Source organism: Streptomyces sp. NPDC005962, from assembly GCF_040629205.1.
GTDB lineage: Bacteria > Actinomycetota > Actinomycetes > Streptomycetales > Streptomycetaceae > Streptomyces.
Genome location: NZ_JBEXVE010000030.1, coordinates 48,759 through 73,235, shown reverse-complemented (window position 1 = coordinate 73,235; position 24,477 = coordinate 48,759). Strand labels below are relative to the sequence as shown.

At 70.1% G+C, this 24,477-nt stretch carries 19 protein-coding genes, 1 tRNA gene and 1 pseudogene; 7 read left to right on the top strand and 14 right to left on the bottom strand.

Annotation, left to right across the window (positions count from 1 at the left end; all coding sequences use genetic code 11):
* Positions 1-9: 9 nt before the first annotated feature.
* Positions 10-3,207 (bottom strand): amidohydrolase family protein, encoded by a 3,198-nt coding sequence (locus ABZ370_RS35375; RefSeq protein ID WP_358629764.1) that lies wholly within the window; start codon positions 3,205-3,207, stop codon positions 10-12.
* A gap of 355 nt (positions 3,208-3,562) precedes the next feature.
* Here ABZ370_RS35375 and ABZ370_RS35370 point away from each other — a divergent pair, with 355 nt between their 5' ends.
* Positions 3,563-4,516, top strand: a complete 954-nt coding sequence (locus ABZ370_RS35370) for an alpha/beta hydrolase (protein WP_358629630.1) — start codon at positions 3,563-3,565, stop codon at positions 4,514-4,516.
* Here ABZ370_RS35370 and ABZ370_RS35365 read toward each other — a convergent pair.
* On the bottom strand, positions 4,504-5,418 hold the full coding sequence (locus ABZ370_RS35365; RefSeq protein ID WP_358629627.1) for a transketolase: 915 nt from the start codon (positions 5,416-5,418) through the stop codon (positions 4,504-4,506). The two genes, ABZ370_RS35370 and ABZ370_RS35365, sit on opposite strands and share 13 nt — an antisense overlap.
* 57 nt (positions 5,419-5,475) lie before the next feature.
* Positions 5,476-6,177, bottom strand: a complete 702-nt coding sequence (locus ABZ370_RS35360) for a transketolase (protein WP_358629624.1) — start codon at positions 6,175-6,177, stop codon at positions 5,476-5,478.
* Positions 6,178-6,232: 55 nt separating this feature from the next.
* Here ABZ370_RS35360 and soxR point away from each other — a divergent pair, with 55 nt between their 5' ends.
* Together soxR and ABZ370_RS35350 are read left to right on the top strand one after the other, a co-directional pair.
* Positions 6,233-6,700, top strand: a complete 468-nt coding sequence (gene soxR, locus ABZ370_RS35355; protein WP_358629621.1) for a redox-sensitive transcriptional activator SoxR — start codon at positions 6,233-6,235, stop codon at positions 6,698-6,700.
* Between the two features lie 110 nt (positions 6,701-6,810).
* Positions 6,811-6,887: transfer RNA gene (locus ABZ370_RS35350), tRNA-Pro, on the top strand.
* On the opposite strand, the gene ABZ370_RS35345 is transcribed toward ABZ370_RS35350, so the two are convergent.
* The gene (locus ABZ370_RS35345; RefSeq protein WP_358629761.1) at positions 6,850-7,311 is read right to left on the bottom strand and encodes a hypothetical protein; all 462 of its coding nucleotides are present in this window, start codon (positions 7,309-7,311) and stop codon (positions 6,850-6,852) included. The two genes, ABZ370_RS35350 and ABZ370_RS35345, sit on opposite strands and share 38 nt — an antisense overlap.
* A gap of 106 nt (positions 7,312-7,417) precedes the next feature.
* On the opposite strand from ABZ370_RS35345, the gene ABZ370_RS35340 reads away from it, so the two are divergent.
* Complete coding sequence (locus ABZ370_RS35340) at positions 7,418-8,503, top strand: integrase core domain-containing protein (protein WP_358629618.1); 1,086 nt, start codon at positions 7,418-7,420, stop codon at positions 8,501-8,503.
* A 156-nt stretch (positions 8,504-8,659) separates the two neighbouring features.
* Here the strand turns inward: ABZ370_RS35340 and ABZ370_RS35335 are convergent, their stop codons facing one another.
* The 6 genes and pseudogenes from ABZ370_RS35335 to ABZ370_RS35310 all read right to left on the bottom strand — a co-directional run bounded on the left by ABZ370_RS35335 (position 8,660) and on the right by ABZ370_RS35310 (position 16,687).
* Positions 8,660-9,949 (bottom strand): MFS transporter, encoded by a 1,290-nt coding sequence (locus ABZ370_RS35335; RefSeq protein ID WP_358629615.1) that lies wholly within the window; start codon positions 9,947-9,949, stop codon positions 8,660-8,662.
* A 404-nt stretch (positions 9,950-10,353) separates the two neighbouring features.
* Positions 10,354-11,289: a carbohydrate ABC transporter permease gene (locus tag ABZ370_RS35330; protein ID WP_358629612.1), complete on the bottom strand. Its 936-nt coding sequence runs from the start codon at positions 11,287-11,289 to the stop codon at positions 10,354-10,356.
* Positions 11,286-12,641: an ABC transporter permease subunit gene (locus ABZ370_RS35325; RefSeq protein WP_358629609.1), complete on the bottom strand. Its 1,356-nt coding sequence runs from the start codon at positions 12,639-12,641 to the stop codon at positions 11,286-11,288. Before ABZ370_RS35325 ends, ABZ370_RS35330 begins: the two co-directional genes overlap by 4 nt.
* Before the next feature lie 11 nt (positions 12,642-12,652).
* Complete coding sequence (locus ABZ370_RS35320) at positions 12,653-13,978, bottom strand: ABC transporter substrate-binding protein (protein WP_358629606.1); 1,326 nt, start codon at positions 13,976-13,978, stop codon at positions 12,653-12,655.
* A 75-nt stretch (positions 13,979-14,053) separates the two neighbouring features.
* Positions 14,054-15,122 (bottom strand): annotated as a pseudogene (locus tag ABZ370_RS35315) (alpha-amylase family glycosyl hydrolase); the annotation flags it as partial.
* 287 nt (positions 15,123-15,409) lie between these two features.
* The gene (locus tag ABZ370_RS35310; RefSeq protein ID WP_358629603.1) at positions 15,410-16,687 is read right to left on the bottom strand and encodes an ABC transporter substrate-binding protein; all 1,278 of its coding nucleotides are present in this window, start codon (positions 16,685-16,687) and stop codon (positions 15,410-15,412) included.
* A gap of 222 nt (positions 16,688-16,909) precedes the next feature.
* Here ABZ370_RS35310 and ABZ370_RS35305 point away from each other — a divergent pair, with 222 nt between their 5' ends.
* The 3 genes from ABZ370_RS35305 to ABZ370_RS35295 are packed head-to-tail and all read left to right on the top strand — an operon-like array spanning position 16,910 to position 20,486.
* A complete protein-coding gene (locus ABZ370_RS35305; RefSeq protein WP_358629600.1) occupies positions 16,910-17,416 on the top strand; it encodes a PadR family transcriptional regulator in 507 nt (168 codons plus the stop codon).
* Positions 17,413-18,180 (top strand): ABC transporter ATP-binding protein, encoded by a 768-nt coding sequence (locus ABZ370_RS35300; RefSeq protein WP_358629597.1) that lies wholly within the window; start codon positions 17,413-17,415, stop codon positions 18,178-18,180. The genes ABZ370_RS35305 and ABZ370_RS35300 overlap by 4 nt, the downstream gene beginning before the upstream one ends.
* 5 nt (positions 18,181-18,185) lie before the next feature.
* The gene (locus ABZ370_RS35295; protein ID WP_358629594.1) at positions 18,186-20,486 is read left to right on the top strand and encodes an FtsX-like permease family protein; all 2,301 of its coding nucleotides are present in this window, start codon (positions 18,186-18,188) and stop codon (positions 20,484-20,486) included.
* A gap of 291 nt (positions 20,487-20,777) precedes the next feature.
* On the opposite strand, the gene manB is transcribed toward ABZ370_RS35295, so the two are convergent.
* The 4 genes from manB to ABZ370_RS35275 form a co-directional block, all read right to left on the bottom strand.
* Positions 20,778-22,169, bottom strand: coding sequence for a phosphomannomutase/phosphoglucomutase (manB, locus tag ABZ370_RS35290; protein WP_358629591.1), 1,392 nt, complete (start codon positions 22,167-22,169; stop codon positions 20,778-20,780).
* A 110-nt stretch (positions 22,170-22,279) separates the two neighbouring features.
* On the bottom strand, positions 22,280-22,819 hold the full coding sequence (locus tag ABZ370_RS35285) for a hypothetical protein (RefSeq protein ID WP_358629588.1): 540 nt from the start codon (positions 22,817-22,819) through the stop codon (positions 22,280-22,282).
* A gap of 88 nt (positions 22,820-22,907) precedes the next feature.
* Positions 22,908-23,081 (bottom strand): hypothetical protein, encoded by a 174-nt coding sequence (locus tag ABZ370_RS35280; protein WP_358629585.1) that lies wholly within the window; start codon positions 23,079-23,081, stop codon positions 22,908-22,910.
* Positions 23,082-23,301: 220 nt separating this feature from the next.
* Positions 23,302-23,643: a hypothetical protein gene (locus tag ABZ370_RS35275; protein ID WP_358629582.1), complete on the bottom strand. Its 342-nt coding sequence runs from the start codon at positions 23,641-23,643 to the stop codon at positions 23,302-23,304.
* Between the last annotated feature and the right edge of the window lie 834 nt (positions 23,644-24,477).

Below are 24,477 nucleotides of genomic sequence, written 5' to 3'. Positions count from 1 at the left end.
AGCGGCGGTTCAGATGTGGAGTTCGCAGCACCCGTCGCGCCGCAGCTGCCGCCCCACCTCCAGCCAGTGGTCCGCCGACCGCCCGTGCGCCAGGGCACCGGCGGGTGCCGGGAACGCCTCGACGAGCTGCCGCTGCTCGTACGGGACCCCGCCCCGCAGCACCGACACCGTCCGTACCAGCGAGTCGAAGTCGGTGAACGGGTCACCGTCCACGACCGTCAGATCCGCCAGCTTGCCGACCTCCAGGGTGCCCAGATCCCGGTCGGCGCCGAACGCCCGCGCCGGGAGGACGGTCACCGTGCGCAGCGCCTCGGCGGGCGACAGCCCGAACCGGTGCAGCGCCCGCAGCCCCATATGCAGATGGAGCCCCACCGGCACCAGCGGCTGGTCCGTCCCCAGGGCGACCACCCCGCCACCGGCCAGGATGCGCCGGTATATGTCGATCTCGGTGCGCAGGGTCGCCAGTTGGGCACCGGTCGGCGGCGCCCCGGCGAGCTGCCGCACCAGGGCGGTGTCCCACGGCGGCATCAGCCGGGTGACCCGCGCGTCTTCGGCGAGCGACGGGTCCGCGCCGACCAGCGGCTGGGCGGTGAACGGGGTGGCGATCAGCCGGAAGTCGGACGCCGTGTAGATCTCCTCCACGTCCTGGAAGGTCCGCCCGGCCGCCGTCGTCGCATGCCCGAACTCCAGCCGCTGGGTGGCCTGGAGATGCGTCGTCAGGTCCTGTCCGAGCTGTATGCCGGGCGTGCACAGATGGCTGCCGGAGCGCACCCCGAGCCGCTCGTGCGCGAAGCGGGCCGCCTCCTCCATGATCCAGCCGGGCGCGCGGACGTACGTCTTGACGAAGTCCCACTCGAGGGCCGCGGCGCGGTCCAGCGAGCGGCGCAGCCCGTCCCGGGTACGGTGCGCCCGGCCCATGCTGTACGCGACCCGCGGCCCGTCCAGCAGCTCTCCGGTGGCCAGCAGCCGCGGCCCGGCCAGCGCGCCCGCCGCCACCGCCTCCCGCAGCCGCGCCTGCTCGTACGCGAAGCCGCCGAACGAGACGGCGGTGGTGATGCCGTACGCGAGCTGCAGCGCGGTCTGGCGGCCGCCGTACGTGTACTGCCAGGGGTGGGTGTGGGCGTCCCACAGCCCGGGCACGACGGTACGTTCCGACGCGTCGATACGGCGCTTCGCGGGCCGCCCGCCCCGGTGCGCCTCGACGGCGGTGATCCGGCCGCCGCGCACCACGATGTCGACGTCCTCACGGACCGTGCCACCGCCGCCCGTGCGCCCGTTGCTCGTGCCGTCGCCGCCCGTGCCGTCCCAGAACTTCCCGGCGTGCACTACGGTGTCGGCCGGTCGCGGCCGCCGGTGGTCGAGCGGGACGCGTACCGTACGGGCGTCGCCGCTCGCGACGTCCAGCAGGCGCAGCCTGCCCGCCGACAGATACAGGATGCTGCCCGAATCCGCAGACCAGGACGGATGGTCGGCCGCCTCGTCGGTCAGCCGGCGCGGGGCGCCGTCCGGGCTGCCGTCCGGCCGGACCGGCAGCAGCCACAGGGCGGACTCGACGACGACCGCCATATGACGGCCGTCCGGGGACCAGACGGGCCCGGAGTCGTAGCGGTCGGCCAGCGAGGTGTGCTCCGCGACGGCGTGCAGTTTCGCGGTGCCGCTGCTCGTGTCGACGACCCGGATGAGGTTGTAGCCCTCGCGGAATCTCTGGTTCAGCCGGTTGCGGTCGCACAGGGCGACATACCGGCCGTCCGGCGACCAGCTCGGCCGCCCGGGCAGCCCGCCCGCCCCGAGCGGCGCCGCCAGCACCTTCTCGGTACCGGCCGCGAGGTTCCGTACGACGAGGTTTCCCGACATGTCGATACTGGCGAGCCGTTCGCCGTCGGGGGAGAGCGCGGGATGTACGCGTCCGCCGGAGGCGAGCACCGTCTCCTTGCCGGAGGCGAGGTCCCGGCGGCGTACGGCGAGGAGCCCGTCGCGGTCGTCGGCGTACACCAGGGCGCGTCCGTCGCGCGTCCAGGAGGGCGCGAGCAGATACCGGGTGGCGTCCGCCCGTACGACCCGGCGCGGGGCGCGGCCGCCCGAGATGTTCGCGATCCAGAGGGAGTTGAGCGCGGCGAAGGCCACCTTGCGGCCGTCGGGCGAGAGCGCGGGCAGATGCAGCCCGCGCACCGGGCGCGCCCCGCCGCCCTCGAAGTCGTACCGCTTGACGGCGTACCGGGGCCGGTCGACCGGCAGGGTGGCGGCGAACGGGATCTCCTCGCCCTTCGCCGGGGCGTCGGGGCGCACCAGCCGGAAGCGCCCGCCCACCGTCAGCAGCAGCTCCTCGCGCGAGACCCACCGCGGCGGCACCGGCTGCACATCGCCCTCGACCGCGACCGGAGCGCCGTCCACGACCAGCGTGCAGGACGCCGCCGGTGCGACGGTGGTGCGCAGATAGGCGAGCCTGCCGCCCGCCGACACGGACGGCGTCATCACCTGCGCGCCCGTGGTCGCGTCGGTGCGCTCGACGGTCACCGGCCCGGTGCCGTCGGCCCTTACGGCGGCCACCGTACGGGAGTCCAGCGCGGTCCCGGCGGGCACGCCGCGGACGAACAGCACGCGCTCGCCGTCCGGGGACCAGGTGGGGTCGAAGTCCTCCCAGGCGCCGTCCTGGAGCGGCCCGTCCTGGCCGTGCAGCCCGGTCAGCCGGGTCAGCTCGCCGCTCGCCACGTCCAGCACCCACACCCGGTACGGGCTGCCCGCCACCGGGTCGCCGCCGCGCTCGGAGGCGAAGGCGATCCGGGTGCCGTCGGGCGACCAGGCCGGACCGCGGTCGTCCCACGGCCCGTCCGTACGCTGCCGCAGACCGGAGCCGTCGGGGCGCAGCGTCCAGATGTGGAAGCCGCCGCCCCGGTACGCGCACACGGCCAGCAGCTTCCCGTCGGGGGAGTGGACCGGACGGGTGGGCTCCAGATCGGGCGGGGTGAGCGCGACGGCGTCGCCGCCTTTGCGGTCGCCACCCTTGCGAGGGACGGACCAGAGCACGTTCTGGACCTCGGCGATCAGCCGGTCGCCGGAGGGGGAGAGGGACGCGGCGCCGTTGGTGGCCGCGGTGAAGGAGAGCGAGACCCGCCGCGCCTCCGCCCGGGCCGCGGCCTCCGCCACCGCCTCGGTGGGCAGCCCGGCCGTGGCGGCGACGGCGGTGCCCGCGGCGGCCGCCTGCAGCAGACGCCGCCGGGAGAGGGCGGACGGGGTGGCCGGGGCGGCCGGGGCGGCCGGGGCGGAACTTTCCGGTGACGTGTCAGATGCTTCGTGGGTGACCAACGATCCTCCTGGTACAGGGAGTTGCACGGCTCAGGAGTTGCGGGTGGTACGGAAAGCGCCTGATCGTTACACACCGCCCGCGCTCCCGGTCAACACCCCGTCGTGCTCCATCGACACTCCGTCAGCCCTCCACCAGCCCGTGCCTCCGGCAACACCTCCGGCGACACACGCAACACGTGTCAACGCCCTTGGCTTGGCGGCTCGGCGAGGGGAGAGTGGGATTCCGTCCTCATCCCATCGGCCCAGGAGACGCATACGCATGCCAGCTGGCGGCATCACCCCTCGCACGGATCACCTGACCGCCCCGGACGTCGTGCGCGTCGCGACGTACACCTGGCAGCCGGAGGCGGGCCCCGTGCGCGCGATCGTCCAGATCGCCCACGGCGCCGCCGAACACGCCCGGCGCTACGACCGGTTCGGCCGCTTCCTGGCCGGGCACGGCTACGCGGTCGTCGCCTCGGACCACCGCGGCCACGGGGCGACCGCGGAGTCCACCGGCGGCCTCGGGGTCATCGATGGTGAGGGCGACGGCTGGCGGGCGATCGTCGCGGACCTGCGGGCCGTCGGCGACCGGGCCCGCGCCGACCACCCCGGAGTGCCGCTGGTCCTGCTCGGCCACAGCATGGGCTCCATGCTGGCCCGCGACTGTGCCCAGGAGTACGGCGGGGAACTGGCCGGGCTGATCCTCTCCGGCACCTTCCGCTCGCTGCCGGGGGCGGAGATCGAGGACGCGATGGCGGACATCGAACGGGAGATCGCGGAACGCGGCCGCACCGCGCTGTCGACCTTCCTTCCCACGCTCTTCGCCTCGTTCAACGACCCGTACGAGTTCGGGACGGGCTTCGAATGGCTCTCCCGGGACCAGGCCGAGGTCGCCGCCTACGCGGCCGACGACCACTGCGGTTTCCCCTTCAGCACCGGGCTCTCGCTGGACTGGCTGCGCGCCGTCCGCAAGGTCAACGACCCGCGCAACCAGGCCCGCGTCCCGGCCGAGCTCCCGGTCCACCTGGCGGTGGGCACCGAGGACCCCTGCAACCAGCGGATGACCCTGGTCTACGAACTCCTGGAGGACTTCCGCTACGGCGGCACCCGCGACCTCAGCTGGAAGGGCTACCACGGCGCCCGGCACGAGATCCTCAACGAGACCAACCGCGAGGAGGTCCAGCAGGACCTCCTGGACTGGCTGGACAAGCACATCCCTCAGGCGGTGTGAGGCCGCAGGAAACCGGTGACGCGCTCCCGCAGCGAGACCGGGTCCAGCCCCTGGCCTGCCAGATGCTCCTCGATCGTCCCGTAGCGCCGCAGCTCGCGCCGGGCGATCCCGAGCCCCAGCACCCGGTGCGGAACGTCGGCGAGCGCGTCGTTCGCGGCCGCCGTCGACGTGCCCGCGAGATACGGCTCCACGAGCACGACCTCCGCACCGGACGGCTGCGCGCCGGTGGCGGCCCGCAGCGCACGCCCGTCGAAGGGGCGCACGGTCGTGGCGTACAGCACGGTCACGTCCAGCCCCTCGACGGCCGAGAGCACGCCGTCGAGCATCGGCCCGACCGCGACCACCACCCCGCCGCGCCCCTCCCGCACGGTCAGGAACCGCCCCGGAGCGGTGGCCCGCGGCGCTGCGTTGGTGTGCGCCGACAGCCGTACGTACACCGAGTCGTCCCCGGCCGCGGCCGCGTCCCGCAGCAGCGCCTCGGCCTCGTCGGGGTGGCCGGGGACGTGCACCGTCCAGCCGTCGAGCGTGTCCATCAGGGCGACGTCACCGGGTGCCATATGGGTAAGGCCGCCGGCCGGCCAGTCGTACGAACCGGCCGCGCTCACCAGTACCCCGCCCACCCCCTGATGCCCGAAGTCCAGCTTCACCTGCTCGAACGGCCGCTCGACCAGAAAACTGGCGAAGGTGTGCAGGATCGGTCGCATCCCGGTCAGCGCCAGTCCACCGCCGACCCCGACGAGCAGCTGCTCCCGGATGCCGACGTTGATCACCCGGTCGGGGTGGGCGCGCCGGGCGTCGGCGAAGCCGTCCTTGCCGATCTCCGCCAGGACGACGGCCAGCCGGGGGGCGTCGTCGAGGAGACGGGAGACGGTGGCGGCGAAGCGCTCACGCATGGTGTCCACGAGAGATCCCTTTCATGCAAATTCGATATGGAATGCGGAACGAAGCAGACGCGGAACTCAAGACCCCTTGGCCTCGACCCGTGCGACGACGGCGCGCGGCCGCCCCGGATGCGGTGCGGTGAAGGCCTCGTACAGCGCGTCGTGATCCCGCCCGTCGACCGTCGCCGTGGACCAGCCCGCGGCCTCGAACCGGGCGGCGATGCCGCCGGGCCGCGCGTACGTGGCGGAGGCGTTGTCGACGACGAGCGTGTGCAGCCGCTCCAGGCCGGCGGCGCCCGCGTAGGCGATCGCCTCGTGGTTGCTCCCCTCGTCCAGCTCGGCGTCGCCGATCAGCACCCACACCGCGGGCCCGCCGCCCTCGCCGCTCCCGTCGAGCCCCTGCGCCCGCAGCCCCAGCGCCGTCCCCACCCCCAGTGGCAGCCCGTGCCCGAGCGAACCACTGCTGATCTCGGCCCCCGGCACCAGCACCCGGTCCGGATGGTGGCCCAGCGGCGAGTCGTACGAGCCGAACCCCGGCAGCAGCGAGTCGGCGAAGAACCCCTTGGCCGCGAGCACCGCGTAGTACGCCATCGGCCCGTGCCCCTTGGACAGCAGGAACCGGTCCCGCCCGGGGTCGTCCGCGGTCTCCGGCGAGACACGCAGCACGCGGTCGTAGAGCACCCAGAGCGCGTCGAGCGTGGAGGTGGCGGCGGGCCCGTGCTTCTCGTCGCCGGTCATCAGGCTCATCAGCCGCGGAAGGGCGGTGTAGGTCGAGGTCATAGGGAGAGCCTGCAACTTCAAGTCGACTTGAAGTCAAGCGCTGGCATCACCGTCCATGACCTCGTCCTCCGACCGCCTCACCATCGGCGAGCTGGCCGCCCGCAGCGGCCTCCCCACCTCGGCCCTGCGCTACTACGAGGAACTCGGCCTGATTCACTCCGAACGCACCGCGGGCCGCCAGCGCCGCTACCCCCGCGTCACCCTCCGCCGCGTCGCCTTCGTCCGCGCCGCCCAGCACGTCGGCCTCACCCTCGACGAGGTCGCCGAGGCCCTCTCCCGCCTCCCCGCCGACCGCGCCCCCACCCAGTGGAACGCCGTCGCCCGCACCTGGACCCACCGCATCGACCAGCGGATCGCCGACCTGGAACGCCTGAAGCGCAAGCTCACCGGCTGTATCGGCTGCGGCTGCCTCTCCCTGCGCAAATGCGCCCTCTACAACCCCTCCGACACCGCCTCCACCCACGGCCCCGGCCCCCGCTACCTCCTCGGCGACGAACCGCCACCCCCGACGAACACTCCGTAACCGCGGACCGCCCGAAGCCCTGCCCAGGGGTGGAAGCGAGCACCCCCTGAAGTGCGGTATTGTTCTTCATGCGCGCTCGGCAAGGGAAAAACCCCAGGCCGGACAAGCACCGGGACGTGGCGCAGTTTGGTAGCGCACTTGACTGGGGGTCAAGGGGTCGCAGGTTCAAATCCTGTCGTCCCGACCAGCGTTTTCGCAGGTCGGAGGCCGTTTTTCCAGAGATGGGGAAGCGGCCTTTTCCGTGTTGTGCGGTGTGGTGGTCGCATGGTGGTCGCACGCATGCCTTGGGGTGTGGAGGCGCTGGGTGAACTGGCGGCCGGGGCGGTGGAGTAGGGCAGGGTGAGGCGTGCCCGGGGCCTGTTCGGGTGGTCGCGGTGTGGTCGCAGCCAGGCGGGCCAGTGCGGATGGCAATCGGTGGTGGGGTCGGCTTGGGTGAGTGCGGTGTCGATGGCGTCTACGGCGTCGTGGGCGGCTTGCTGGGTGAGGTGGCTGTAGAGGTTGGCGGTGGTGGAGAGGGTGGAGTGCCGCAGGGTTTTGGAGACGACGGTGAGCGGGGTGCCCGCGGTGATGGAGAGGGTGGCGGCGAGGTGCCGTAGGTCGTGAAGGGTGATGCGGGGGAGGCCGGCTTCTTCGGCGCGTCGGCGGAAGCTGTGGGGCTCGGAAAGTCGTCGCTGCAGGTGACGTCAGGTATTCGGCCTCGACTCAGAGCATGTCCGCGTGACCGTCTCACTGGTGTACAAGGTCGTGCGCAAGCTACTGTCCATCCCCCGGGTACTGCTGCGCAGCCAGGCCACGAAGGACGCGGAGTTGCTCGTGTTGCGGCACGAGAACGCGGTGTTGAGGCGTCAGATCCACGGCCGAGTCCGGTATGAGCCCTTTGATCGATTCTGGCTGGCTGCGCTATCCGGGCTGATACCCCGCTGCCGGTGGCGTGGGGTCTTCCCGATCACGCCCGGCACCCTGCTGGCGTGGCATCGCAGGTTCATCGCGGCGAAATGGGACTACAGCGCGCGACGCGCCCCGGCCGGGAGACCACCGACCAGGGCGGCGCTCAGGAAGCTCATACTGCGACTGGCCCGGGAAAATACGAGGTGGGGCCACAGGCGGATCCAGGGCGAGCTGGCTCGCCTGGGGCACCCGATCGCCGCATCCACCGTATGGAACATCCTGACAGCCGCGGGCATCGATCCAGCCCCACGCCGTACCGGCCCAACCTGGCGCGAGTTCCTCACGAACCAGGCCGAGGGCATCATCGCGGCAGACTTCTTCCATCTCGACACCGTGTTCGGACGCAGACTGTACGCGCTCGCTTTCCTCGAACACGGCACCCGGCGCCTCCATATCTCCAACGTCACGGCACATCCCTCCCGGGAATGGGCCGTACAGCAGGCCCGGAACGTAGCCGCCGACCTGAACACGCGTATGGAGTCCCTGCGATTCCTGCTCCGTGACCGCGATGGCAAGTACGGACAGTCCTTCGACGCCGTCTTCGAAGCCGATGGCATGGAGGTGATCAAGAGCGCGCCACGAACGCCGCGGATGAACGCCCACTGTGAACGGGTGATCGGCAGCATCCGGCGCGAGGCCCTCGACCACATCCTGATCACGAACGAGGCACACGCCCGACAGGTCCTGGCCGCCTACCAGCGGCACTACAACACACATCGCCCTCATCGAAGCCGAGACCAGCTACCTCCTGACGCCGGGCAGCAGCCCATCACCGTGCACAACCTCAACGCACGCAGACTCCTGCGCACACGCGTCCTCGGCGGCCCCATCAACGAGTACCACTACGCCGCTTGACCAGTAGCGATGACTTTTCGAGCCCGACAGGGTATGCGGTCAGGCAGGTGAATGGCTCCGGGTGCGGAAGATGGCGTTCCGATGAACACCTGGCTTCCGGCTTCGCCCATAAGACTGCCGTCCGCCCCGCGCCGGCCCGTCGCGCTCAGACCTGGCTTACCCGGTGCCGCCCGGGGCCTTCCTGGCGTCGGGGCGCAACACAGAGGCGAGGAGCAGGATGCCGAACCCGGCGATGACGACCGCCGAGACACCGGTTCGCAGGTTCACCCGGTCCCCGACCAGGCCCACCAAAGGCGGCCCTGCCAGGAATCCGAGCCGGGCTATCCACGAGACGACGGCGATCGCATCACCGCTGCGGACCCCCGGAATGCTGCCTGCGGCCTGCATGGCAGCGGGGAAGAGGGTCGCGGTGCCCAGCCCGGCGAACCCGAAGGCGATGATGACGGCCACCGCCGAGTCGGCGAGCAGGGCCAGCCCGAGGGGGATTGCGATCAGCAGTCCGCCGACCCGGGCGACGGCGACCCGGCCGTATCGGTCGATGGTGCGGTCGCCGAGGAGACGCCCGATGGTCATCATCGTCTGGAAGACCACGTAGGCCATGCCGGCCATCACGGCCGATGCCCGGTAGTCGTCCTGGAGCAGGGCCGACCCCCAGGATGCCGGGGTGTCCTCCACCACGGAGGACATGACCAGCAGGAGCCCCAGCATGGTCACCACGGGCAACGCCGCCATCGCCGCACGGCCGGCCGGGACAGCGGGGCCGCCGTCCCCCGCCGTGTCCGCCTCCCGGGGTCCGCTCTCCTCATCCGGCCCGGGCAGCAGCATCGGCCAGACGACCACGCTCAGGACCGCCAGCAGCACGCCCATCGCGAGCAGATGCCAGCCCAGGGCCAGGCCGGTACCGGCCAGCGTGGTCGAGATCAGGCCGCCGACGACCGCCCCAATGCTCCACAACGCGTGAAAGCTGCTGAGGATGGAACGCCCGTAGCCGTGCTGGACCCGCAGACCGTGGGCGTTCATGGCGACATCCATCAACGCGTCGAGCACACCCATCAGGAACAGGCAGCCGGCCAGCATCCACCAGGCGGAGGCAAGACTGATCAGGGGGAGCGCCAGTGCGAAGCCGAACGTGCACAGGGTGGCCAGGCGGCCGCTGCCGATCCGGGCCCCCAGCACGCCGGCGCTCAGCCCGGCGACCAACGCGCCGACGGGCATCGCGGCGATGGCCGTCCCCAGGGCGGTGTTGGACAGTCCGATGTCGTCCCGGATCTCCGGCAGCCGGGGGACGACGTTGGCGTAGGCGAGCGCGTTGGCGAAAAAGAGGAGGAAGACCGCGGTCCTGGCCCTGCGCAGTACCGGAGTCGTACGGGCGGGGCCCGGGTTCCGGTCCGGGGTGCCCCTGGCTCCGGAAACAGAAACTCCCTCGGAAGGTGAGGATTCGGTCACGCTGGCAACTCGTTTCTGTGTGGGGGAACGGCGCACGCCTATGGGACGTGCGGCGGATGTCAAGCCTCGCATCGTGCCGGCCGTCCGGCGCCGGGTGGGCCGGAGGCGCGTGCGTGCCGCTGTCGACGGTGGTGGCATAGCGTTCCGGGCGAACAGCGGGGCGGCCGCCCCGCTGTTCGCCCGGTGTTCTCGCCCAGCGCCGCGGGGCGCACCGTCACGCGGCGCAGGAACGCCAGGCCCGCGAACTCGCGGCGGATGCCCGCTGTGATGGGTTCGAAGAGCAGCGGGCCGCTCTCGGCGACACCGCCGCCGACGATGATCCCCATCTCCCCCTTCGGTTCGGGTGCCGGCCTCGTCCGGTCGTCGCACCGAGACCGCCGAATTCCGGTCGGCGCGCGCACGCCTCATTTCACGGAGCCGGACATCACACCTTGGACGAAGTGCCGCTGAAAAGCGAAGAAGACGCCGAGTGGCACGATGAGAGAGAGAAATGCGCCGGGCGCCAGGACGTCGATATTGGAGCCGAATTGCCGCATCTCCGATTGCAGGGCGACGGTGAGTGGCTGCGACCCGCTGTCGGCGAAGATCAATGCGACGAGCATGTCGTTCCAGACCCAGAGGAATTGGAAGATGGCGAGGCTGGCAATGGCCGGGCGCCCCACGGGCAGGATCAACCGACGGAAGATCAGCCATTCGCTGCCGCCGTCCATGCGTGCCGCCTCCAGCATTTCCTGGGGAATGTCCGCGAAGTAGTTCCGCAGCAGGAAGACGGCGAAGGGCAGCCCGTACGCGACGTGAAACAGCACGACCCCGGGGATCGTCCCGAACAGGCCGAGGGCGCCGAAGAGCCGGGCCACCGGCAGCAGACCGATCTGAACGGGGACGACCAGCATGGCCACGACCACGAGGAAGATGGCGTCGCGGCCGGGGAAGTCCAGCCAGGCGAAGGCGTACCCCGCCAGTGCGGCCAGGATGACGACCGCGGCGGTGGCGGGGACGGCGATGAGGACCGTGTTCCAGAACGCCCCGGTGATGCTGCTGTCGGACAGGATCTGCGTGTAGTTCTCGAAGTTCAGCGTGGCCGGGCGGGTGAGCGCGTTCCACCAGCCGGAGGAGGCGTTGTCCTGGGACGGGCGCAGCGAGGAGATGAACAGTCCGAAGGTCGGAGTGATCCATATCAGCGCGACCACGACCAGCAGGCCCTGGACCACACCGCCGCGCAGCCGGCCGGCCAGGCGCCGGAGCAGGCCGGGCCGCGGCGGGCCACCTCCCTTGCCGGCCTGGGGGAGCGTCGGCGCGGTGCTCGCCGGGGAGGATTCGGCGATGTCGTGGACGGTCATGACCGGCTCCTGCGGAAACGTCGGATGTTGAGGATCATCGCGGGGATGACGAGCAGCAGCAGCACGACCCCGAGGGCGCTGCCGAGGCCCTGGTTGTTGCCTCCGCCGAAGGAGACCAGCCACATCTGGAGAGACAGCACGTTCGCTTCCTGCTGCACCGGCCCGGGAGCGATGATGTAGACGAGGTCGAAGATCTTCAGGACGTTGATCACCATGGTCACGAAGACGACGCCGAGCACGGGAGCCAGCAGCGGCACCGTGATTCTGCGGAAGGTCTGCCACTCGCTCGCACCGTCCATCCGGGCCGCCTCCAGGACGTCCCGCGGCATGGCGGCGAGCCCGGCGCCGATCAGCACCATGGAGAAGCCGGTCCAGATCCACAGGTAGGCGCCGATGATCGCCGGGGTGATCAGCGTCGGCCCGAGCCAGGAGATGCCGTCGTAGGGCTCCGCGAAGTTCTCGGCGGGCAGCTGCACGCGGTACTGCCCGGAGTCCAAGCCGTTGAAGCGGAAGCGGCCGTCGGAGCCGGCCGTCGTGGTGGCGACGACCTTGCCTTCGCGGGTGAGCTGCACGGTGGTGTCCGGCAGTCCGCGCTCCTTGGCGTCGACCTTGTCGGGTACGCCGCCGCCGCCGAGCGAGAAGTCGAGGTAGACCGTGCCCTGCACGGTGTGGCCGGGGGCCGTGGATTCGGCCGGAACCCAGGCGTGCCGGGCCTTGTCCGGAAGCGAGGCCGGGGGGATGCCGACCAGACCGAGGGTCAGATTCGTGCCCGGACGGGCCTCGCCGGCCGTGCGGTAGCCACCGTCCTCCTTGTGCAGGATGTCCGATCCGCGCGGGTGGGCCCCGGGGTAGGGGGAGGGGTCGGTGAAGGCGTCGTGGGCCGCGACCGTCATGGCGTTGAGGACGCCGCGGTGCGAGTCCTCGTCGTACACCAGGCGGAAGGTGATGCCGGCCGCGAGGAAGGAGACCGCCATCGGCATGAAGATCAGTACCTTGAAGGCGGTGCCCCAGCGGATCTTCTCGGTGAGTACCGCCAGCATCAGGCCGAGGCCGGTGAGCAGGACGGGGGCCACCACCACCCACACCGCGGTGTTGCGGATGGCTTTGATGGTGCTCGGATCGCTGAACATCTCCCGGTAGTTGCCGAGACCGACGAACTGGCTGCCGTCGGCGTCGAAGAAGCTGCGGAAGAACGAGTAGAGGATGGGGTAGCCGACGAGGGCTCCGAGCAGGGCGAGTGCCGGGAGCGCGAAGAGCAGGGCGGTGATCCGCCTGCGACGGGAACGGCGCCGGGCGGAGGCGGCGCCGCCGCCGGTCTCCGCGGGCTGCACGGTACGGGTGAGAACGGACATGGTGGGCCGCCTCAGTTCCGGTAGGCCTTGGCCGCGGCGGACTCGAGTGTCCGGGCCGTGCGCTTCGGGTCCGAGGGATCCCTCAGGAAGTCCTGGAGGATCTTCCACTCGCCGGTTCCCTGGGTGCCGCCGAAGGCGGCGGGCGTCTGGTCCGACATGTCGAGCCGGGCGGTGTTGCCGGCGGCGACGAGGGACTTCGCCGCCTTGCGGAGCGTGGGGTCGTCGTATTCGGCCGGGTTGAGCTTCGCGTTGGGCGAGATGAATCCGCCTTCCTTCGCCCAGATGGCCGCCGCCTTGGGGCTTGCGAGGAATTCGACGAGCTTCATGGCCGCCTTGGGGTTCTTGCCCGCCTTGATGACTGTGGCCGCGTCGCCACCGGCCACCACGGGGGCCGGGCCGTCGTCCACCGGCGGGAAGGGGAAGAAGTCCGCGTCCTCGCCGACCGTCTTGCCGGTCTGATCGCTGATGATGCCGCTGACGAAGTCGCCTTCGTAGGTCATGGCGGACTTGGGCGGATCGGCGAAGACCTGTTGCACCGAGGTGGGGAAGTCGGTGTGCAGGGCGCCCTGCCGGCCGCCGGCGATCAGACGGTTCGCGCCGAACAGCTCGGCGAGGGTGTCCAGGGCGTTCACCACGGTGGGGTGGGTCCAGGGAATCTCGTGCCGGGCCAGCTTGTCGTAGTTGCCCGGTCCGGCCTGGGAGAGGTAGACGTTCTCGAACCAGTCGGTGAGCGGCCAGCCTGCCTCGCCGGCCACGGAGAAGGCCGGAAGCCCGGAATCATCGAGGATCCCGGCAGTGGTGTGCATTCTCTCGTACGTCTTGGGCGGTTTGACTCCCGCGTCGGTGAAGGCCTTGGGGCTGTACCACACCGTCGACTTGTGGGACGCCTTGAAGTACAGGCCGTAGAAGGTACCGTCGACGGTGCCGTACTTCCGCCAGACGTCGGCGTAGTTCTTGTTGGCGGCGCCGCGGACCCTGGGGGACAGCGGGCGCAGCCACCCCTTGCGCGCGAACTGCTGCAGCACGCCGACTTGAGGCACCATGACGACGTCCGGCGCGTCACCGCCCTCGATCTTGCTGCCGACGAGGGTGGAAACGTTGTCACCGGTGGAGATGAACCGGGTTTTGGCGCCGGTCTCTTCGGAGAAGGCGTCGAGAACCTTCGTGAAGTTCTCCTGCTCCGCGCCCGTCCACACCGCCGCGACCGTCACGGTCTGGCCATCGAGCTCGCCGCCCGAGGACGACGACAGTCCTCCGCCGCAGGCAGCCAGCGTCAGGGACAGTCCGCAGGCCATGGCAGTGGCCGCCGTGCCGGACCAGGGCGGTTTACGCTTCATCAAGTTGTGCCTTTCGTCGGGTGCGCAGGTGCCGGCCGTGGCAGCGGCGCGATGGGAGGCAAAGGGGCACCGAGGTCACTCCGCGGTGAGGTCGCTCATCCACCAGGCGGCCGTGTTACCGGGCAGAATCCCTGGCGGGCAGAGCGCGCTGCCCAGCAATGGCTGTCCGGCGACGGGCGCGGGCACCGGGGCGTCGCCGAAGTTGACGGCGGCCACCAGGCCGTTGCCGCGTACGAAGGCCAGGGGGGGGTCGAGCCACCGCAGGGCGCTCTCGCCCAGCTGCGGCAGGCGGTTGCGCAGGCTGAGAGCCTCGCGGTACAGGTGCCAGAAGGATCCGGTGTCCGACAGGGCCCGGTCGGTGGTGTGCTCGGCGAACCAGGCGGGCTGCGGCAGCCACGAACGGGCGGCGGAGCCGGCGGTGAAACCGAACGGTGAGGCATGCCCCGACCAGGGCAGCGGAACCCGGCAGCCGTCGCGGACGTATCGGCGGCTGCCGGTCCGCCGGAGGATCGGGTCGGTCAGCGCGTCGTCCGGGAGGTCGAGCACCTCCGGCAGACCGAGTTCCTCGCCCTGGTAGATATAGGCGGCACCGGGCAGGGCCAGCATCAGCAGCGCGGCGGCGCGCGCCCGGTTCGCCCCGAAGCCCTCGGTGTCGCCGGCGTAGCGGGTGACGGTGCGCACCTGATGCGGTTCGTCGGGCCGGACAGAGAGCGCCTGGTCGGCCGCGGTGCGCACCGCGGCCGACCAGCAGCCGTTCGCGGCTGTCGACGGAGGTGCACTCCTCGCAGATCGCGCGCCATCGACGCCATACGTCGTGTACCTCGGGCTGGTTCCAGGCCAGGGGGTTGGCCGAGTCCCGGGTCCGCTCGTCGGCGTACGGGTCGGGGGAGTCGGGCAGGTCGGGGTGCTTGAACAGACCGGCCGCCACGTCGATGCGGAAGCCGTCCACGCCGCGGTCGAGCCAGAAACGCAGCACCTTGTCGAAGAAGTCGCTGACCTGGGGGTTGCCCCAGTTCAGATCCGGCTGCTGGGGCGTGAAAAGGTGCAGGTACCACTGGCCTGGCCGACCGTCGGGCTCGGTCAGCCGCGACCAGGCGGGGCCGCCTGACATCACGCGCCAGTTGTTCGGGGGCAGTTCGCCGTCCTCGCGCCACCACGGCCGTTCCCGGCCGAGCGTACCGCTGGTGGCAGAGCGGTTCTGGGAACCATCTTCACAAGGGACTGTAAGCACCCGTCACCGTCCTGCAGTTCAGGCACGTGAGTAGCCGTGCATCTCAACACGCGTTATGCATACATGTTAAGTAGCGATGTCGCGGCGGTGTCAACAGAGGTCAGACGGAAAGTTCGTTGACAAAGTGGAGGTGTGCCCGAAAAGAGAAAATGGTCAGGCCGTGAAAGACATGGCACCTACCTAACGTGTAGGTAGGTGACTCACTGGCTCCGCACGATCAGCGTCAGCTCACGCCGGAGCCGGGCGATGGCGGCCTCCGGCGGCTGATGAAGGGTCAACGCGTTCTGGCTCACCGCCGCGATCGCCAGACTCACCTGCTCGTAGCTTTCGCTCTTCGGGCGGGGCCTGGCCGTGCGCACGCTCTCCTCCAGAACGGGGAGGTAGGGATAGCGGCGGATCAGAGCGGGGTCGCGGTAGAGCTCCGCCCGGACAGGGGGCAGCGCCCCCTTGGTGAGGACCTGTCTCTGGACGCGTTCACTCGTCATGTACGCCAGCAGATCGGCGGCGGTCCGCGGATGCCGCGAGTGAGTGTTGACGGCCAGGTCCGACCCGCCGAGAACGCTGACGCCCGCGCCGTGCGGCCCCGGCAGCGGCACGGCCCCGAAGCGGTGGGCCACCTTGGAGCCGGGCGTCGACATCAGCCCGTACATGTAGGGCCAGTTGCGCAGGAACAGCAATTCGCCGTTCTCGAACGCGCGGCGGGATTCCTCCTCCTTGAAGGTCAGCGCCTCCCGGGGGATCCAGCCGCGGCGGACCCCCCGCGCCAGGAAGCCCAGTGCCTCGCGGGCCGCGGGGCTGTCCACCGTGACCCGGGCTCCCTCCGACGCCAGGACGCTGCCGCCCGCCGATTGCACGGCCTCGACCACATTGGCCGTCAGGCCCTCGTACGGCAGGAACTGTCCCGCATACCCGCCGATGTGGTATTTCGGCGCCAGCCGTTCGGCGTCGCTCTCCAGTTCCGCCCAGGTCCGCGGAGGCTTCAGGCCCTCCCGGTCCAGGATGTCCTTGCGGTAATAGAGCAGACCGGCGTTGGTCACGAACGGCGCGGCGTACAGCCGCCCGTGGAACGTGGCGGTGTCCACCACCGACGGCAGCAATTGGCGCAGCGGCAGCCTGCGGCCGTCTACCGGGGCTATCCAGCCCTCTCCGGCGAACTCGGAGGTCCAGGCGACGTCGATATTGAGCACGTCGAAGCGGTCGCTGCCCGAGTGCAGGCTCTCCACCATCTGCGCGTGGACCTCGTCGGCGGCCTCGGGCAGTTCCACCAGGGTGGCCCGCTCCGCGGGATGCGTGCGGTTCCAGGCGTCCAGCACCGGCTGGAGGTAGCCGGTGAGGTCCCTCCCCGTGGCCAACGTGACCGGCCCTCGGCCCTCCCGCTCGGATCGCGTGCCCTCGGACCGCCCGTTCGCGCCGGCGTTCCCGGCCAGTAACAGGGTGAGCAGGAGCAGCCCCCGGCCTGCGGCCCGAGTCCAGCGCATACGAACCTCCAGCAGCACATCGCAAAGCACGACGCCTGCGTCGGCCCCGATCTGTTACGTATACCCGCTGCTCATGCGTGATACTAGAGCATGCGGCCGGGCGTCCCGCCTGCCGGACCGTGGACTGCTGAGCCGGCTGCCGCAGCACCCACCACCGAGCCTCTGGGACCACTGACCGGGGCGGACAACTGACAGGCGGTAGCCGGGAGGAGGCAAGACCACGTGCGCCTCCCTCTCATGGCACTGCTCGCCAACGGACCGGCTCACGGCTATGAGCTCAAGCAGGCCCTTGAAAGGCTCTTCGGGGCAGCCTATCCGCAACCGAACATCGGCCAGATCTACGTCACCTTGGGGAGACTGGAGAAAACGGGCCTGATCCGGGGCGAGGACGTGACACAGTCCGACCGGCCGAACAAGCGCACCTACGAACTCACCGACTCCGGACGTGAAGCGGTCGCCGCCTGGTTCGAGGACCTGTCCCACGAGCCGCGGGTGCGCGACGAGTTCTTCATGAAACTCGCGCTCGCGCCCCAGACCCGTATGGCCGACCAGATCTCCCTGATCAACAAGCAGCGCCGCCACTACCTCAACCTCATGCGGGCCATGTCACGCCTGGCCGCCGAGGAGGACCAGGGAAATCTGATCTCCCAATTGCTCATCGAGGGAGCGATACTGCATCTTCAGGCCGACCTCGATTGGCTTGAGCGATGCCAGGAGGATCTCGAATGACGCAGGGCGACCGCACCCCCGACCGGGAGTCGCACGTGCTGCGCGTCGAGGGCCTGGCCAAGACGTACCGCGCCGACGCCGGTGAGGTGGCCGCCGTGCGGGGCGTGGACCTGAACGTCCGGCACGGGGAGTTCGTGGCGGTCACCGGCCCGTCAGGAGCGGGCAAGTCCACCCTGCTCCATCTGATCGGAGGTCTGGAGCGTCCGGACCGCGGCCGCATATGGCTCGACGGGCGTCGCGTCGAAGGGCTGAGCGAGGCCCGCTGGGCCATGATCCGGCGTCGGAGCATGGGCATCGTCTTCCAGTACTTCAACCTCGTCTCCACCCTCACCGTCGCGGACAACATCGAGCTGCCCGGCCTGCTGGCGCGCCGCGCACCGCGCGAAGTCCGTGCCGCCCGTGAGGAATTACTGGCCGAGCTGCGCCTGGAAGGCAAGGCCGACAACACACCTGGGGATCTGTCAGGCGGCGAGCAGCAGCGTGTCGCCTTGGCCCGTGCCCTCGTCAACCAGCCGGCCCTGCTGCTGGCCGACGAGCCCACCGGCAGCCTGGACAGCAAGGCCACCCGGGAGGTCATGAGACTGCTGACCCGATGCCACCGCCGGGGCCAGACCATCCTGCTGGTCACGCACGACGCCAGGGTGGCCAGTTCCGCGGACCGCGTGATCAGTGTCTTCGACGGTGAGATCGCCGATGACGTCACCCCCGACGGATCGGAGTGCGGGCGCAGCTCCGCGGCCGACATCGTACGGCTGCGAGGCTGACGCCTGTGCGTGCCACCGCTCGTTGGGCCTTCGCCGATCTGCGCACCCACCGGGGCCAGGCGCTGTCCATCGTGCTGGCAACGGCCGGGATCACCGCGGCCCTGCTGCTGTCGGCAGCCCTGCTGGTCTACGCCGCCAACCCCTGGCAGCGGTTGTTCACCTCCACGCAGGGCGCACATGTGTGGCTGCGCACCACCGCGGCCGCCGATGTCGGCGCCTTGCGGAAGCTGGACGGAGTGAGCGCGCTCTCCGGTCCGTACCTCACGGAGAAGGTCACCCTGCGGCACGGCGCCGACAAGGCGGCAGCCGACATCCGCGCCACAGGTTCTACCCCGCCGCAGGTCGGCCGGCCGCGACTGGCCGCCGGGCACTGGCGGGTCGGGCCCGGCGAGATCGTACTGGAGAAGTCCATGGCGACCGCGCTGTGGGCGCAGCCCGGCGACACCCTGAGCATCGGCGCGGGAGGAGCGGAACAGCGGGTGCGGGTCGTGGGCGTGGCACAGACGGCGGAGACGCGCTACGCCCCCGACTCCGGCCCGGGCATCTCATGGGCCTCGCCGTCCGTGGTGCGGTCATCGGCCGGGGCGTCGTTACCCACCGGACAGACCGTGGGGCTGCGGTTGTCCGACCCGGCCGACACCGCCTTCATGGTCCAGCGGGCTGTCACGGCCGTCGGTTCCGACCAGGTCGTGAGCGTGGCGACGTGGCAGGAGGCCCGTGCGGACGCGGAGGGCGACAACCAGCTGCTCGGGCTGCTGCTCGGGCTGTTCGGGGTAGGAGCCCTGCTCGCCGCGGCGATCGCCGTCACCGGCGGCGTCAGCTCCCGTGTGCAGGCCTATGGCCGGGACATCTCCGTCCTCAAGGCGGTGGGCTTCACGCCCGGGCAGATCGTCCAGATGTTCCTGATCCAGCATGCCGCGCTCGCCACGGCCGGGGTCGTGCTGGGAGCCACCGCGACCGAGACCCTTGCCACCAGGAGCCCCGGCCAGCTCAGCGCGGCCATGACGCTGTGGCAGGGGTTGCCCGAGCATACCTGGGCACTGCCCGGCACAGCCGTCACCACCGTGTTGGCGATCGCCGTGGCGACGGTGCTTGCCGCGTGGCGTGCCGGAAGGGTCCCCGCGATACCCGCTGCCCGCATAGCCGCCCCCGGGCGACGGCGGATGTCCGGGGCGGCCCGAGCGGTGCTGCGGCGGCGCGTGCCGCCCGCCCTCGTACTCGGCTGCCGCGGGGTTCTGCACCGGCCATGGCGCTCGGCCGTGGCGGTGGTCCGCCTCGCTCTGCCGCTCATGATGATCGCGGTGGCGCTGGGCGCTTGGGCCACGCTGGACCGAATCCAGCACCACCCCGCCCAGGTGGGCCTCGCCGGACAGCTCACCATCCGGCCCAGCGGGCTGCCGGACGACCGGATCCGCGAGCTGCTGTCCCGCCAGCCGGGGATCGCCGCCGTCGAACCCGGCATCGAACTCGCCGCCCTGGCCCCCGGCCAGACGGAAACAGTCACCCTCCGCGGTATGGGCACCGCTGCCCGCCCCTATCCCTTCGCCGTGGCAGAAGGACGTGCGCCCTCGGGCCCTGCCGAGGCGGTGGCGGGGCAAGGGCTGCTCGATGCCCTCCACGTGACGGTGGGGAGCTGGGTGCGGGTCACCGTCGGCGGCACTCCGCACGTCCTCCACATCGTCGGCCGCAGCATCGAGATGGAGGACGGCGGCCGGGTCCTGTCGACCTCCTACGACACCCTTCGGGTGCAGGACGCCTCGGTCCGGCCCTCCTACTACGCCCCGGTGCTGCGCCCCGGCGCACGTTCCGACGCCGTGCGCCAAGCCCTGACGCACGCCTCGCACGGCACCCTGGAGGTGAGGGACAGCGCCGCCCCGGCTGAGCAATTCACCCCGATGCGCGGGGTCATCGCCGGACTCGTCGCCGTCCTGGCGCTGATCACGCTGGCCGAACTGTCGACGGAGATCGCGGCGGGAATCCGCAACCACGCCGCCGACTTCCGTGCCTACCGGTCCATCGGTCTCTCACCCCGGCAGTCGGTCGCGACGATGGTGACGAGCATCGGTATCCTCGCTTCGGCCGCGGCCGTCACCGGCGCGGCTCTGGGGGCCTGGGCCTCCCGATGGCTCATCGATCTGCAAGCCCGCCACAGCGGTGTGGGCTCGGGTCTCGCCGTTCCTCCCTCCTGGGCCGCGCTCACGCTCCTGGTCGGTACCTGTCTGGCAGCCGCGGTGGCCGCCTGTGTCCTGCCGGTCAGACGAGCCATTCAGGAACAGAGCATGCGGGTCCTGCGCACCGTGCAGTGACACTGGAGCCGGTCCGGCCGGGGATGCGGCGCGCCCCCGACCGGAGTCCGTGAGGGCCAGGTGCCCACGATCCAAGGGGAAGCTTCGGTCGGCAAGGGCCGCTTGCCGGGCGGGCTGCTGTCGCCCGGACGTTGCGAAACCCCCGGCGGACGCGTGCGGGGGTGAGGCGGCGGGGTTCCGCGGGCCGTTCCCAGGGGCGACGGAGGTCCTCGACGAGGGGCCGGGCGAGGCGGAGCTGGCTGTGGGCGGCGATGTGCGGATCGAGTGAGAGGGGTACGGCCGAGTCGATGGTCAGTTTTCGCGTGATGACGATCCGGGCCTACTGTGTTGGTGTTCGATCAGACGGAGGATTTCGTCGCGCAGTTGACGCGTTCTCGCTTCGGTCCGGGACTCCACGTTGAGCCTGACGACCGGCTCGGTGTTGGCGACGCGCAGGCTGAACCAGGACTCGTCCTCGAAGTAGAGGCTTAGCCCGTCCACCCAGTCGCAGGGCCGGTCGTGATAGTGCTCGCGAACCCGCCGCACGACCTGCTCCCCGGACTGGACCTTGATGCTGAGCTCACCCGAGGGGCGGTAGCGAACGAAGGGTTCGAGCACCGCGGACAGCGGGCGGTCCTGAGCACGCAAGCCCGCGAGCACGTGCAGTGCGGCGAGGATGCCGGAGTCGGCGTTCCAGAACTCCCTGAAGTAGTAATGGCCGGCGTGCTCGCCGCCGAACACCGCATCGTGGGTGCTCATCAACTCCTTCATGAAAGAGTGGCCGGCCCGGCCCCGCACCAGGCTGCCGCCTTTCTCCTCGACGGCATCGCGGACCGAGCGGGATGCGATGGCGTTGACCGCCACCACGGCGCCGGGGTGTTTGTCGAGCCGCAGCGACCCGAGCCAGGCCATGAGCGTCGAGGCGGTCACGGGTTCGCCCCGCTCGTCGACCACGAAACAGCGGTCGGCGTCTCCGTCGAAAGCTACGCCCAGGTCCGCACCGGTCTCGACCACCCGCTGTCGCAGGTCCGTGAGGTTCTCCGGTTCGAGGGGGTTGGCCGGATGGTTCGGGAAACCGCCGTCGGGCTCGAAGCAGAGCGGATCCACTGTGATTCCGGCGTCGCGGCGGAGTCTGTCGTCCAGGACGGCTGTGGCGGCCAGACCGCCCACGCCGTTGCCCGCGTCCATTACCACCCGGAGCGGACGGCCAGTGGACAAGGGAACGAGCCGTCGCACGCAGTCGCCGAAGTCGGTGGTGACGTCCAGCCGGCTCGTCGTGCCGGGCTCCTGCCGCCCATCCGGAACGCCCCGGAGCAGGGTTTCGCGCAGTGCGTCCAGGCCACTGTGCGCCCCGAACGGGGCGGCCAGCGCACGGCAGAACTTGATGCCGTTGTATTCTCCGGGATTGTGACTGGCAGTGATCATCGCGCCGGGCAACGCCATGGCGCCGGACGCGTAGTAGACCATGTCGACCGAGACCAGGCCGAGGTCCACCACCTCGGCCCCCTGCTCGCGGACTCCCGCGCTGAAAGCATCGGCCAGCCGCGGCGATGACACACGCATGTCCCGGCCGAGTAGGACCTTTTGTGTATCTAGGAGATGGACGAAGGCGGCGCCGATCCGGCGGACGTCCTCTTCATCCAGTTCGTCGGGAACCAGACCGCGGACGTCGTAGGGCTTGATGTAGGAGAAGGACCTGTGCATGTCTTCCTTAGCGAGGGGATGTACCGAGCGTTGACAGGTTGGTGTCATTCACGAAGTCAGTGCCGCCAGCACGGCGTCACGTCCACGCGGAAGGACCATTCCGGTGTCGATCACGAAGAGACGGCTGTGTGCCGCCAGGTCCCGCAGCGCGGTCTGCATGCGCTGGCAGGCGGCGGCGAAGCGTTCGAGATGGCAGGCGGCGGCGAAGCGTTCGAGATACCGGAGCGGCAAGCCTGGGCGAGAAAGACGCTCTTGCCGGTGCCGCCGGTGTGGTCGACGAAGCCAGCGGCCTTGAGATGGACAGCATCGGTCTCGGCGCTGTGCACTGTGAGCAGATGCTTGACCGCGAACGGCAAGACCACTTTCTCCAGTCGACGGCCGAACAGGCCATAGCCGGTTCGGAATTGCGTCCCGTGGTAGGTCCTGTCCGACAGGGCGTTCAGTTCCTCAGGAGGAATGTTGGCGGAGTCGACCTCTATGCAGTCCACCCGGTAATCGACCGACCCGGACGGTTGCGAGCGTATGAAGTAGTCGCCAGCTGGATGGTTCGGAATGTTGCTATTCAGAGCCAGCTTCATGACGTTCAGATCGATCGTCTGGTAGTGCAGATTGATCTCATCGCTGCATAACGCGGCGTCGATGTCGTCCACTTCTGCCCTCCAGCTTCGCATTACAGCCGTGAGCGATGTTGAAAGCAAGGGCACCAGTTAAAACATGTGCCTGTCAAGACCCAACTCTTTACCAGTTGATGACCGCGACGTCGCGGCCCTTGGCGCCGTGGCACGGCTCGCAGTGCGGCCGCACCTCAAACCGATGAAGAGCCCGGGTGAACGTCGAGTAGCCGCCCTGATAGCCGAGCTCGCGCACCTCGTCGAACAGCGTGGTCGCCCACAGGTGAGGGCCATCGGCCATCCGCTGCCTGCAATAGTCCAGGAACGGTACGAACGCATCCGGCGCCTGGCAACGCTCGCCTGGCACCGTCTTCCCGTTCAGGTAGTCCCGGATCGTCTGGCGATCGTGGCCCAGATGCCGGGCCCGTGCCGCTACCAGGCCCTCAACGAGGAGATCAAGGGCGGAACGCAGGGCGACAGCCCGTGCGAATCTGCCTGGCTGCGGACGGCGTCGCAGAGCGTCAGTTCTGCTGAAGCATGTCCTCCAGAGCTTCGATCGCGTGCATACGGTGCTCCTCAAGCTCGGCGGAGTCGGCGCGATTCGCCTTTCCCACCTGCGGGAGTCCGATGCGGCCGACGCAGAACGGCCCATGTCGGGCCGTCAGCTCCTGGTGCGCCGGGCCGTAATCGAATCGTTGGATGGCACCCGGCTGCGACAGGCCGCGCGATGGCAACGCGCCCCCCTGACGGCCGTGTTCGCTGCTGTCTTGAAGGACGTCGTTCGCCGACGCCGTCTGGCCCTCGGCAGGCGCCCGGACCAGGCCGGCGACGTGGTAATCATGGGCTCGATCAGCAACCGCCACCGCAGTGACCTACTGCACTCGGTCGGCCACTTCGCTACGCCGTACGTCCTGCGTACCGACCTGAGCGGCGCGCCGCCCTTGACCGAACTCGTACGGCGTGGACTGGAACACTCCTCGGCACCCTCCGACACCAGGAGTTGCCGCATGCCCTGATGGCGCGGGAACTCGCCCCCGACCGCTACGGAGTGCGATCCCCGGGCGGTGCCGGAGTACGTCAACTTCGACGTGTCGGAAGCCGTAGCCGGTTGGTCCTTCACCGAGGAGGGTCTCCGGGTGACGATGATCCGAATCCGCGCAACGAGGTACCTCGGGGAGGAGTGCGGTTGCTCGTGCGGGACGAGAGGGGAGCGCATCCTGGTGGAACTGCGCACGGACACCTCCCGGTTCGGGCCGCCCCTGGGCTGTTTTCCTGCGGGGGCGAGTTGCCGGTCGATCAGGCCGTGGTCGCTCACGGTACCGTTCTCGCGGCGTCCGGCGATGTGCCGAACGGTCTCGTCGAGTTCGGTGACCGTCTGCTCGAGCCGTTCCTCCGCGCCGGGCTTCTCAGCCCCCACCTCGATGTCGTGCCATCGCTGCGAGCGTCTGGTGGATAGTGTGCCGGAACTGGTCGCGGATATCGCCTCGCTGAACCGTGTGAGGTCGTTACCGAACACGCAATCACCCACATTGTCCGACGACCAATCGCTCATCTCGTCCCTGACCGACAGTGGCCGGACCGGGTCCTATGAGCCGACCACCCGGCGGGTGTCGCTGGGCGTACACGGTGACCTGACGGAGTGAGAAGCCATGGTGCATCACCGGCCGGGGGCAGCCAGCGTCCCTTGTCCGAGGACC